General features: G+C 50.9%; 9 protein-coding genes. 6 read left to right on the top strand and 3 right to left on the bottom strand.

The annotated features are described in order from the left end of the window. Positions 1 to 2,040 precede the first annotated feature (2,040 nt). On the top strand, positions 2,041 to 2,193 hold the full coding sequence (locus tag MCB1EB_RS12130) for a hypothetical protein (RefSeq protein ID WP_161566219.1): 153 nt from the start codon (positions 2,041 to 2,043) through the stop codon (positions 2,191 to 2,193). Here the strand turns inward: MCB1EB_RS12130 and ffh are convergent. Then, the gene (ffh, locus tag MCB1EB_RS09780; protein WP_045364734.1) at positions 2,190 to 3,554 is read right to left on the bottom strand and encodes a signal recognition particle protein; all 1,365 of its coding nucleotides are present in this window, start codon (positions 3,552 to 3,554) and stop codon (positions 2,190 to 2,192) included. The two genes, MCB1EB_RS12130 and ffh, sit on opposite strands and share 4 nt — an antisense overlap. Before the next feature lie 68 nt (positions 3,555 to 3,622). On the opposite strand from ffh, the gene MCB1EB_RS09775 reads away from it, so the two are divergent. The 5 genes from MCB1EB_RS09775 (at position 3,623) to MCB1EB_RS09755 (ending at position 10,807) form a co-directional block, all read left to right on the top strand. Beyond that, entirely contained in the window at positions 3,623 to 4,498 is an 876-nt protein-coding gene (locus MCB1EB_RS09775; protein WP_045364737.1) for a cytochrome C assembly family protein, read from the top strand. A gap of 82 nt (positions 4,499 to 4,580) precedes the next feature. Next, positions 4,581 to 5,207 carry a 1,6-anhydro-N-acetylmuramyl-L-alanine amidase AmpD gene (gene ampD, locus MCB1EB_RS09770; RefSeq protein WP_045364738.1) on the top strand — a complete coding sequence of 209 codons (627 nt, stop codon included), beginning with the start codon at positions 4,581 to 4,583 and terminating at the stop codon, positions 5,205 to 5,207. A 399-nt stretch (positions 5,208 to 5,606) separates the two neighbouring features. Beyond that, on the top strand, positions 5,607 to 8,519 hold the full coding sequence (locus tag MCB1EB_RS09765; RefSeq protein ID WP_081953558.1) for a ribonucleoside-diphosphate reductase subunit alpha: 2,913 nt from the start codon (positions 5,607 to 5,609) through the stop codon (positions 8,517 to 8,519). A 140-nt stretch (positions 8,520 to 8,659) separates the two neighbouring features. Beyond that, positions 8,660 to 9,811 carry a ribonucleotide-diphosphate reductase subunit beta gene (locus MCB1EB_RS09760; protein ID WP_045364740.1) on the top strand — a complete coding sequence of 384 codons (1,152 nt, stop codon included), beginning with the start codon at positions 8,660 to 8,662 and terminating at the stop codon, positions 9,809 to 9,811. Positions 9,812 to 10,123: 312 nt separating this feature from the next. Beyond that, a complete protein-coding gene (locus MCB1EB_RS09755) occupies positions 10,124 to 10,807 on the top strand; it encodes a histone H1-like DNA-binding protein (protein WP_045364742.1) in 684 nt (227 codons plus the stop codon). Between the two features lie 134 nt (positions 10,808 to 10,941). On the opposite strand, the gene MCB1EB_RS09750 is transcribed toward MCB1EB_RS09755, so the two are convergent. Next, positions 10,942 to 11,418 carry an outer membrane lipoprotein gene (locus tag MCB1EB_RS09750; RefSeq protein WP_045364743.1) on the bottom strand — a complete coding sequence of 159 codons (477 nt, stop codon included), beginning with the start codon at positions 11,416 to 11,418 and terminating at the stop codon, positions 10,942 to 10,944. A gap of 21 nt (positions 11,419 to 11,439) precedes the next feature. Next, positions 11,440 to 12,378, bottom strand: a complete 939-nt coding sequence (locus MCB1EB_RS09745) for a carbohydrate kinase family protein (RefSeq protein WP_045364750.1) — start codon at positions 12,376 to 12,378, stop codon at positions 11,440 to 11,442. Between the last annotated feature and the right edge of the window lie 3 nt (positions 12,379 to 12,381).

Raw genomic sequence — 12,381 nt, 5'->3', positions numbered from 1 at the left:
AAGGCCACGCTTCACATGAGCTGGCTGCGGCAGGCGAATTTAAGCGGAGCGCAGATGTCTGGTGTGCAGTTTGGCGAATGGGCGTATCTTGAAGAAGAGAGCGAGGTGAACTCTTGTGCCTATTCACCGGATGGGAAAACCTGTGCCATAGGACTTAATAACGGTAAGATCCGTGTGTATGCGACGTCGAATTGGGAAAAAATTCACACCTTACAAGGCCATACCGACTCTGTTTTGAGCGTGGTGTATTCGCCGAGCGGCGCGCAGATTGCATCGGGGAGTTTAGACAAGACGGTGCGGCTGTGGGACGCGGAAAGCGGAGCCCCCGGGCACACCTTACAAGGACATACTCACTGGGTTACTAGCGTGGTGTATTCGCCGAGCGGCGCGCAGATCGCATCGGGGAGTAGGGACAATACGGTGCGGCTGTGGGATGCGGAAAGCGGAGCCCCCGGGCACACCTTACAAGGACATACCGACTATGTTTTGAGCGTGGTGTATTCGCCGAGCGGCGCGCAGATCGCCTCGGGCAGTGATGACAAGACGGTGCGGCTGTGGGATGCGGAAAGCGGAGCCCCCGGGCATACCTTACAAGGACATACCTCCTCTGTTAGGAGCGTGGTGTATTCGCCGAGCGGTTTGCAGATCGCCTCGGGCAGTGATGACAAGACAGTGCGGCTGTGGGAGGCGGAAAGCGGAGCCGCCGGGCACACCTTACAAGGCCATACCGACTCTGTTTTGAGCGTGGTGTATTCGCCGAGCGGCGCGCAGATTGCATCGGGGAGTTTAGACAAGACGGTGCGGCTGTGGGATGCGGAAAGCGGAGCCGCCGGGCACACCTTACAAGGACATACCTCCTATGTTTTGAGCGTGGTGTATTCGCCGAGCGGCGCGCAGATCGCCTCGGGCAGTTTTGACCATACGGTGCGGCTGTGGGATGCGGAAAGCGGAGCCGCCGGGCACACCTTACAAGGACATACTAACTGTGTTAATAGCGTGGTGTATTCGCCGAGCGGCGCGCAGATCGCCTCGGGCAGTTATGACCGTACGGTGCGGCTGTGGGATGCGGAAAGCAGAGCCCCCGGGCACACCTTACAAGGACATACCGACTATGTTTTGAGCGTGGTGTATTCGCCGAGCGGCGCGCAGATCGCATCGGGGAGTAGGGACAATACGGTGCGGCTGTGGGATGCGGAAAGCGGAGTCGCCGGGCACACCTTACAAGGACATAATAACCGTGTTAATAGCGTGGTATATTCGCCGAGCGGCGCGCAGATTGCATCGGGCAGTTCTGACGAGACGGTGCGGCTGTGGGAGGCGGAAAGCGGAGCTCCCGGGCACACCTTACAAGGACATACTCACTGGGTTTTGAGCGTGGTGTATTCGCCGAGCGGCGCGCAGATCGCATCGGGGAGTTTAGACAATACGGTGCGGCTGTGGGATGCGGAAAGCGGAGCCCCCGGGCACACCTTACAAGGACATACTAACTGTGTTAATAGCGTGGTGTATTCGCCGAGCGGCGCGCAGATCGCATCGGGCAGTTCTGACCATACGGTGCGGCTGTGGGATGCGGAAAGCGGAGCCGCCGGGCACACCTTACAAGGACATACCTCCGATGTTTTGAGCGTGGTGTATTTGCCGAGCGGCGCGCAGATCGCATCGGGCAGTGATGACAATACGGTGCGGCTGTGGGATGTTGCCTCGGGTAAGTGTCGTGCGGTGATTAAAGGTTTTGGCGGAAGAGTCAATAGCGTAGCCTGGAAATCGACGCTCGAGGGTATCTATCTATTGACTGGCAGTGATGATAAATTAGTTCGTCAGTGGCAGGTGGTAGGAGGTGGTGATGAAGTTCAGGCGCGTCTGAATTGGATGTCACCGCATAGTGAGTTGAATGTGAGGGATAGCGTGCTCGATGGAGTGAAAGGCTTAAGCGAGGTGAATCGATCACTGTTGAAGCAGAGGGGTGTAGCGCCTTCCTATTAATAAACTTTTAGCAGGAGTTAAGCCAATTACGTGCTAATAATCCGACATTTCAGTCAAATGGAACCCGACTTAAATGCCCGCGCCGGCCTATCTTCTCTGCATGTGAGTCCATTGCAAATACTGCGGGTTTGCGGCAATGGAGTGCAGATCGGGGCGTTTTCGATTGTAGGTGTTGCTACAGCTAGGGTCGCGGCCGTGCTTGAAACTTAGCGCATCCCTGGTAGCATACCTTTTACGCTGCGCATCATACTCGCTAAGTTACCGCCTTTAAGCTTTTTCATCATGGTGCGCATTTGATCGTATTGCGCCAACATTCGATTGAGTTCTTGCACTTGGACTCCCGCGCCCGTGGCGACACGGCGTTTGCGGCTGGCTTTAAGTAGCTCGGGCTTGCGCCGTTCAAGGGGTGTCATCGCGTTAATCATGCCTTCCATCCGGCGTACTTGGCCTTCGGCTTGATTCATCTTCTGTGGGTTGTTGGCGGCTTGAAATTGCGCCGGTAATTTATCCAGTAGCGATGACAGGCCGCCCATATTTTTCATTTGCGCGAGCTGCGCTTTAAAATCATCGAGCGTGAAATTCCCTTGTTTAACTTTATGCGCGAGCTGTTGCGCCGCTTGCAGATCCACTTTATGTTGGGCTTGCTCAACTAAAGCAAATAGATCGCCCATGCCGAGAATCCGGCGCGCCATGCGATCTGGATGAAAGGTTTCAAGACCGTCAAGTTTTTCGCCAACCCCGACAAATTTAATCGGCAGACCCGTAACATGCCGCACGGATAAAGCTGCGCCACCCCGCGCATCGCCATCGAGTTTGGTTAGAATAATGCCGGTGAGCGGTAGTGTAGTATTAAAAGCTTGGGCGGTATTCACTGCATCTTGCCCAAGCATGGCGTCAACCACAAACAGGGTTTCAGCGGGATTTAAGGCGGCATGTAGGGCAGCGATTTCTTGCATCATCGCGGTGTCGATGCCTAAGCGGCCAGCCGTGTCGACGATTAATACATCGTGATAGTGGCGTTGCGCCCAATTGAGCGCAGCCTGCGCAATTTCAAGTACGGATTGTTCAGCTTGTGCTGGAAAATAATCTGTCTGGGCTTGTTCGGTCACGGTTTTGAGCTGAGCCATGGCGGCAGGTCGATAAATGTCGCATGAAACAGTCAGGACCTTTTTTTTCTGTTGTTCGCGCAAAAATTTGGCCAGTTTACCCGCGGTAGTGGTTTTACCCGCTCCTTGCAAGCCAGCCATTAAAATGATTGCAGGCGCTTTGACGGCAAGCTGCAACTCGGCCGTCTGGCTGGCATCATCACCGCCCATGATCGCCGTGAGCTCACGCTGCACCACGCCAACTAACGCTTGGCCTGGGGTTAAGCTGTCAAGCACCTCGGCGCCTAGGGCTTTTTCTTTAATGCGGGCGGTTAAGGCGCGCACAACGGGCAGCGCAACGTCGGCTTCAAGTAAAGCCAGGCGCACCTCGCGCAGCATTTGCTGGGTATTGGCTTCGGTTAAACGGGCTTCGCCGCGCAGCGTTTTAACAATGCGCGTCATGCGCTGAGTAAGGGTATCGAACATAGAAGCTAAGTGAGCAGTAGTGTTACAAACAACTTTTGAGAAATGAGCGACTCGGGTAAACTTAAGTTATGACTATTGTACTGTACGTATTGACAGCGGCCCTCTATGGTGGCCTAGCATCTGTAGCTTGGCGCCGGCATTGGCGTCAAGGGGGCGGCGCTGCTTATAGTAGCATGCCAGCGCAGCCGCGTTGGTGTCGCGAGCGCTTATTGTTGGCCAGCGCATTAAGCGCGCATGGGGGAGTACTATACACCACGATCTTTTTGTCCGATGCAATGATTTTTGGTTTTGCCTTTGCGGTATCCGCCATGTTGTGGCTGAGCATGGGCATTTACTGGCTTGAAAGCTTCTTTTTTGAGCTAGAAGGTTTGGCTTTATTGGCGCTGCCGCTGGCCTGTCTGGCCTCGTTATTGCCACTGGCATTTGGTGGCGTGCATTTATTGCCCTATGCGGCCACGCCATTGTTCAAATGGCATTTTGTCATGGCGAATGTCGCCTATGGTTTGCTCGCACTGATGGCGCTACATGCGTTGCTCATGCTGCTGGTTGAGCGCAGATTGCATCGTGTAGCCGGCGCGCCTTGTATCGCGCCGCACCAAAATTGGTTTGGCAATTGGCTTGATTCATTGCCGCCTTTGCTGACGCTTGAAAAATTATTATTTCGCTTGATGGGCGCCGGTTTTGTGCTGCTGACGCTGGCCTTGTTGTCGGGCATTCTTTTTAGTGAGCAGCTATTTGATCGCGCCTTGCGCTTTGATCATAAGACGGTTTTTGCCTGTTTATCGTGGGTTATGTTTGGCGTTATGTTAATCGGCCGAAGATTTTATGGCTGGCGTGGTCGCGTTGTATTACGTTGGATCTTAGCCGCCTTTGGGGTGCTCTTATTGGCTTATATAGGGAGCCATTTTGTCTTTGAAGTCCTGTTGTCGCGCCGAGTTGCATAGGTGCGCTTAGGGTCTGCTCAAGCGCGCGCGGGCCGGTGGCCCAACCCAAAGGCTGCCGCATCCACTCAAATGCTCATGGTGCATGAATAAAACTCAACCAAATGCTAAAGGACAGTGCGTGAATCTGCCGCTGAGGGTTAATCAACACGGTTGGCTTGAAACCACAGGGAGGCAAGTTTCGCCTAATTTTGATGCGCGGCCGCTTGGCATGACGCCGACGCTGATTGTGATTCACAACATCAGCTTGCCGCCAGGTGAATTTGGCGGATCGCAGATTGGGGATTTATTTTGCAATCGACTCGATTTTGCGGCGCATCCTTATTATGAAAAGATTCGAGGTTTGTGCGTATCAACCCATTTTCTGATTCGGCGTAACGGCGCATTGCAGCAATTTGTTTCCTGCGAGGATCGCGCCTGGCACGCGGGGTTGTCTAATTTCTTTGGGCGCGAGCGCTGCAATGATTTTTCGATCGGAATTGAACTTGAAGGAGCTGATACAGTCCCATTTGAAAGGGCTCAATATGCAAGGCTTGCAGAGTTAGTTAAAGTACTGATTGAGCACTACCCGATTGGCGCACTCGTCGGACATGAAGACATTGCTCCGGGGCGCAAGACGGATCCGGGGCCTTATTTCGATTGGCGGTGTTTACGCGATTTGAGCGGCCTGACGGATGACTATTTTCCTTATCAACAGCTAAACGCACGCTGACTCGCACGATGAAAGTGAACGCGGTACATAGAGTGAGTGACGAGCGTAGCGTGTAGCACGGAATTTGATTGAATGGTTCACTTGGGTGCATAACACAAACTTAAAAAAGTCAAGGACGTAAATAAAAAATAAAACAGTGTCCAGAGCTTAATAAATTCACTATACTTAGTATTCTAAGTTTTTCTTAGCACTATATATTGTGTTTCTTCTGTATTCTAGTCACTCTGCAATGCGCGCCAATCTATTGTTTAAACACTTGATAAAACAATGCTGGGTTCGTGTTTCGTACATTTTCTTGTCTTCATTCGTAGCCGCAAAGGCGTATCACTTTGAAGACAGTTTCTTATTTTCAGCCGCGGTTTTGCCGCGCTTTCATTCAATAGATTAGGAGTTTTGCCGATGCAAACCACCACTTATAAAGCCTCAACCGGAACGGACGAGCCGCTGAGCCGTTCTGCTAGCTCTCAAGGCATTCCGCAACATCAAAATGTGGCTCTGGTACAGACCGACACTTTAGCTGACTACAAGGTGATTCGTCGCAATGGCGCAGTAGTGGGATTTGAGCCCTCTAAAGTCGAAGTTGCGATGACTAAAGCTTTTTTGGCCGTAAACGGAGGGTCGGGTTCGGTCTCCGCGCGCGTGCGCGAGCAAGTGACTCAGCTCACGCAAAATGTGGTGCGCGCGCTGGTGCGCAGTCGGCCGGCTGGCGGCACGTTTCATATTGAGGATATTCAAGATCAAGTCGAGCTTGCATTGATGCGCGCTGGCGAGCATAACGTGGCCCGCGCCTACGTCTTGTATCGTGAGAAGCGGGCACAAGAGCGTGCGCTGAGCGCTCAGGCGCAGCCAAGCATGGAAGAAAGCATTCGGGTGACAGAGGGAGAATCGATGCGCCCGCTTGATTTGTCTGCGCTGAAAGCGTTGATTGCCTCTGCTTGCGCTGATTTAGGCAGCGCCGTGCAGGCCGAGCCGATTGTAACGGAAACCATTAAAAATCTTTACGATGGAGTGCCGCTTAGCCAAGTTTATGATTCAGCTATTCTTGCTGCGCGCACAATGATCGAAAAAGATCCGGCCTATAGTCAGGTGACCGCGCGTATTTTGCTGCACACGGTGCGTCGTGAAGTGCTCGCTGAAGAAGTGACGTCAGCTGAAATGGCTACCCGCTATGCCGAATATTTCCCACAATTTATTAAACGGGGCGTCGCAGCGGAACTACTGGATGACAAGCTATTACAGTTCGATCTAAAAAAACTAGGCGCAGCGCTTGATGCTAGCCGCGATTTGCAATTTGGCTATCTTGGGCTGCAAACGCTTTATGACCGCTACTTTTTGCACCATGAAGGGCGGCGCATTGAATTGCCACAAGCCTTTTTTATGCGAGTGGCAATGGGGCTCGCCCTGAATGAAATCGATCGTGAAGCGTGGGCTATTGAGTTTTACCATGTGTTGTCTCAATTTGATTTCATGAGTTCGACCCCAACCCTCTTTAATTCAGGGACACGTCGCGCGCAACTATCGTCATGTTATCTCACCACGGTAGAGGATGATCTAGATGGTATTTATGAGGCATTAAAAGAAAATGCCTTATTGTCAAAGTTTGCCGGCGGCTTGGGTAATGATTGGACGCAAGTACGCGCGCTAGGCTCGCATATCAAAGGCACAAATGGCAAGTCGCAGGGGGTGGTGCCTTTTCTAAAAGTGGTGAACGACACTGCGGTCGCGGTGAATCAAGGCGGTAAACGTAAAGGCGCAGTATGTGCTTATTTAGAAACCTGGCATTTAGATATTGAAGAGTTTCTTGAGCTGCGCAAAAATACAGGGGATGATCGCCGTCGTACGCACGATATGAATACTGCGAACTGGATTCCCGACCTGTTTATGAAGCGAGTACAGGAAGAGGCAGATTGGACCTTGTTTTCACCTTCAAGTTGCCCAGACTTGCACGAAAAATTTGGCGCTGAATTTGAAGCCGCTTATATCGGCTATGAAGCAAAAGCTGCGCGAGGCGAGCTTAAACTGTTTAAAAAAGTGCCGGCGATTCAATTGTGGCGCAAAATGTTGGGAATGCTATTTGAAACCGGCCATCCTTGGATTACCTTCAAAGATCCGTGCAATATCCGTTCTCCGCAGCAGCATATTGGCGTTGTGCATTCATCCAATTTGTGCACCGAGATTACGCTAAATACCAATGAGAGCGAAATTGCGGTATGCAATTTGGGTTCAGTCAATTTAGTGGCGCACCTGGTTCAGCGAGAGGATGGCAGCTTAGAGTTGAATCACGATAAGCTGAAAAAGACCATTCGAACCGCGATGCGTATGCTCGATAATGTCATTGACATTAACTATTACGCGGTGCAAAAGGCCCGCCATTCAAACTTGAAGCACCGGCCAGTAGGGCTTGGCATCATGGGGTTTCAAGATTGTTTGCATTTATTGCGCCTGCCATATGCTTCGCAGGCTGCCGTTGAATTTGCTGATCGTTCAATGGAAACCGTGTGTTACTACGCATATTGGGCTTCGACTGAGTTGGCCGCTGAGCGTGGCTGCTACTCAAGTTATCGGGGTTCATTGTGGGACCGAGGGATTTTGCCGCAAGATACAGTGCAACTGCTGGCGGAGGCGCGCGGTGGCTATGTCGAGGTTGATCAATCGAGTTCGCTAGACTGGGATGTGTTGCGTGGCCGCATTGCACAACATGGCATGCGCAATTCAAATTGTGTGGCGATAGCGCCAACCGCGACGATTTCAAACATTATTGGGGTGTCGGCATGTATTGAGCCGACCTTCCAAAATCTCTATGTGAAATCGAATCTGTCAGGGGAGTTCACGATCGTGAACGATTATCTCGTGCGCGATTTGAAAGAGCGTGGCCTGTGGGATGAAGTGATGGTCGCCGACTTGAAATATTTCGATGGCATGTTGGCTCGCATTGAACGGATTCCGGCTGAATTGCGCGCGCTGTACGCAACCGCTTTTGAAATGGATCCTAAATGGTTAGTTGAAGCGGCCTCACGCCGGCAAAAATGGATCGATCAAGCGCAATCTCTGAATATTTATATGGCGGGTGTTTCTGGCAAGCGACTGGAGGAAATTTATCGGCTCGCTTGGGTCCGCGGCTTAAAGACAACTTATTATCTACGTACCATGGCGGCTACTCATGTTGAGAAATCGACGGTGGCGCACGGCGCGCTGAATGCGGTGTCTGCGTTGATGCCTGATAGTCCTGCAGCAACGGAGCAAGAGTTGGCCCCAGTGTGCATGTTGCGGCCGGGCGATGCAGACTTTGCTGAGTGCGAAGCTTGCCAATAAAAAATGGCGCGCGCATTTTCACGAGCCACTTAGGTGCATAGAAGTGTTGTATGCAAGTTGCATACAACACTAAAAAAACGCTTTTCACAAGTGAACTCTTTTATCCCTTGTGAAAAGATGGTACAAACCGATTTATATCGATGGTGGAATTTATGCTTAACTGGGACGAAGAGATCACGACCAAAACTCCCGCAACTGGCGAGCCGCAATTTGTTTCGCCAAAATCACCCGCGCCGGCGCTGGATAGCGCAGTGCGCCAAGTGGATCAGCAAGCACGTGTAAGAGCTGCTGATAAGCGCATCATTAATGGCAAAACGGATGTAAACCAACTGGTTCCGTTTAAATACAAATGGGCCTGGGAAAAATATTTGTCTGGCTGCGCGAATCACTGGATGCCGCAAGAAATTAATATGTCGCGCGACATTGCTCTATGGAAAGATCCGAATGGTCTGACTGAAGATGAGCGCCGCGTAGTAAAACGGAACCTAGGCTTTTTCGTCACAGCGGACTCGCTGGCGGCAAATAATATTGTTCTAGGGACCTATCGCCACATTACCGCGCCTGAATGCCGTCAATATCTGTTGCGTCAAGCGTTTGAAGAAGCCATTCATACCCATGCATATCAATATATTGTTGAATCGCTGGGCCTCGATGAAGGGGAAATTTTTAATGCTTACCATGAGGTTCCGTCGATTCGCGCTAAAGACGAATTTCTGCTCCCGTTTATTCATACATTGACTGACCCGGCTTTCAAGACCGGCACCCCAGCGGCAGATCAAGCCTTGCTGAAATCGCTGATTATGTTTGCGTGCGTGATGGAAGGGCTGTTCTTTTACGTTGGCTTTACGCAGATTTTAGCTCTTGGTCGGCAAAACAAAATGACTGGGGCGGCCGAGCAATATCAATACATTTTGCGGGATGAATCATTACATTGTAATTTTGGCATTGATCTGATTAACCAGATTAAACTAGAGAATCCGCATTTATGGACTTCTGAATTTCACGCAGAAATTCGCGAACTGTTTAAGACTGCAGTAGATCTCGAATACCGTTATGCTGAAGATACAATGCCGCGTGGCGTGCTAGGTTTGAATGCCTCAATGTTTAAAAGCTACCTACGCTTTATTTGCAATCGACGGTGTACCCAAATTGGCCTTGAGCCGCTTTTTCCAAAAGAAGAGAATCCTTTTCCATGGATGAGTGAAATGATTGATTTAAAGAAAGAGCGTAATTTCTTTGAAACGCGAGTCATTGAGTATCAGACTGGCGGTGCGCTTAATTGGGAATCGTAACCCAGGCAAGATGGCGTTGAGCCTGACACATTACACCTCCTTCAAAGATTTTTATGAAAAAAAACACTCGGTTTTGCAATAGATTGATTCAGCAGTGGCCGGCCTGGGTGTCGGCATTTTTTTCGCATATAGGGTGCTCAAATGAGGCCATATATGCGCAGCCGTATTCATTAGCGTAAGCCAAAAAGAAAGCGTGCGCCGATGAATGGTTCGTTTTTCGTGAGGGCAGATAAGAAATGCATTTGCGAAAGTTGGACCTCAATCAAGAGTGTTATTTGTTCGACTCTTCTCTAAAACTTGAAGGAGAAAATAATGGTAACTGCTAAGAAAAAACCTGCCGTAGAAAAAACGGCTGCTAAACCCGCAACAAAGAAAGTTGCTGTGAAGAAAACGGCTACAGCTCAAAAAGCGGTCGCCAAGAAAAGTGTAGTGAAAAAAGCTCCGGCTAAAAAAACTGTCGCTAAAAAAGCTACTGTGAAAAAAGTAGTGGCGAAGAAGGCTCCAGTCAAGAAAGTTGTGGCTAAGAAAGTGGTAGCGAAAAAAGTTGCTGCGAAAAAAGTAGTGGCAAAGAAGGCTCCAGCCAAGAAAGTTGTGGCTAAGAAAGTGGTAGCGAAAAAAGTTGCGGCCAAGAAAGTTGCGGCCAAGAAAACCGTGGCAAAAAAGACCCCGGCCAAGAAAGTCGTCGCTAAAAAGGTTGCCGTGAAAAAAGTCGCAGCGAAAAAAACTGTGGCTAAAAAGGCGCCCGTGAAAAAAGTTGTCGCTAAGAAAGTCGCAGCGGTTAAAAAGGCGGTCGCGAAGAAAACTACCGCTGTAAAAACGGCCGTTGCTAAAAAAGTCGGTACGGTTAAAAAAGCGGTGACGCCGAAAAAAAGCGCAACGGCAACTAAGTCGACTACTGCAACCTCAGCGGCTACACCGGCAAACGCTACAGCAGGCGTCAAAACTACACTGAATCCGACTGCTGCTTGGCCGTTTCCAACCGGTGGCCGGCCGTAACGTTGGCCAGAGTAGGTGTAAGTTGATTTGCAGGCAGCTCACTGCACTAATTGATCGGATGCTGATTCGATCCTATATCCCGCTAGTCGGCGTTTGCCAGACAGCGGGATATTCTATCGCTAGAAAGCGGTTTCTTAGTGGGTGACGCGAGTAACGCCGCTGCCTGATACTAGGCGCACGCGTTCGCCAGCGCGAAATATCTCTGGCGTTGCTTCCTGCGTAATTGCGCGTATATCACCATTGTCAAGGCGTACGGTGATTTCCAGACCATTACGCTTGGCGACGCCTCCTTCTATGGCATTGCCTGCGACAACGCCGCCCAGCCCTCCCGCAATGCCTGTTAGCAGAGCGCCGCGTCCGCCGCCGATGCTACTGGCGGCAATTGCGCCTAAAGCGCCACCGCCGAGAGCGCCTAAGCCGCTTGGCTGGCCATTGTCAGCTTGGATCTTGACGGCGCGCACACTTTCAATGGTGCCTAGACGCACTGTTTGTTCACGTTGCGCCTGGCGAGCTGTATAGACATCGGCGGACGAGCTTTGTAAGGCGCAGCCCTGGAGCGCGAAGGACCCAGCTAGCAAAGCCGCCGCTGTAATGCGAATCACGTGTTTCATATATATATTCCCAAAAATTACTTACTGTAAGCTGTAAGAAAAAGTTTGTTTAAAATATTCATGGATTGTCTCCCAGCGGTGAGAGTAGCTTTGTGGGCCCTGATGAGCGGCTTTGATTGAACCCATCAGATTAGCGAGGCGGCCGGTTGTAGCCCAATCTAGGCCATGTTCAATCCCATAAAGCACTCCTCCTCGGAATGCATCACCGCAGCCAGTTGGGTCAATCACTTGCTCAACTGGAACGGCGGGAAGAGTAATAACATTCCCCTCATGATAAATCAACGCGCCTTGTTCGCCACGCGTGACAATCATCGCTTTCACTCGTGCGGCAATTTGCGCAATCGACCAACCGGTTTTATCGCTTAATAACTGTGCTTCATAATCGTTGAGGATGAGATAGGCGGAAAGTTCAATCATTTTTTGTAGTTCCGCGCCTTGGAACAGCGGCAGCCCCTGACCCGGATCAAACACAAAAGGAATGTCCGCCGCGGCAAACTGTTCTGTATGTTGGCGCATAGCGTCCCCCCCATCAGGCGCTACAATGCCAAGCGTGATGCCTTGCGTTTGGCTGATCTGGTTAACGTGCGCGTGCAACATTGCGCCAGCGTGAAAGGTCGTGATCTGATTATTTTCAAGATCAGTGGTGACCATAGCTTGCGCTGAATACATGCTCGGCAGTACGCGCAAATAATCCGTTGGAAGTTTAAGCTGCGCCAGATGGTCAAGGTAATCTTGCGCGTCTATTGCGCCCAGCGTAGCCATAATGTAAGGAGTGCCGCCTAATGCACTCAGACTATAAGCGATATTACCCGCACACCCCCCAAATTCGCGGCGCATCGTCGGGACTAGAAAGCTAAGATTGAGAATATGCGCCTGTTGCGGCAAAATATGTTCGCAAAAACGCCCCTCAAAGGTCATTAGTGTGTCATAGGCGAGCGAGCCGCAGATAAGGGTGCTCATAAA

Origin of the sequence: Mycoavidus cysteinexigens (assembly GCF_003966915.1) — a bacterium.
Lineage (GTDB): Bacteria > Pseudomonadota > Gammaproteobacteria > Burkholderiales > Burkholderiaceae > Mycoavidus > Mycoavidus cysteinexigens.
This window is presented reverse-complemented; position numbering and strand designations above follow the sequence as displayed.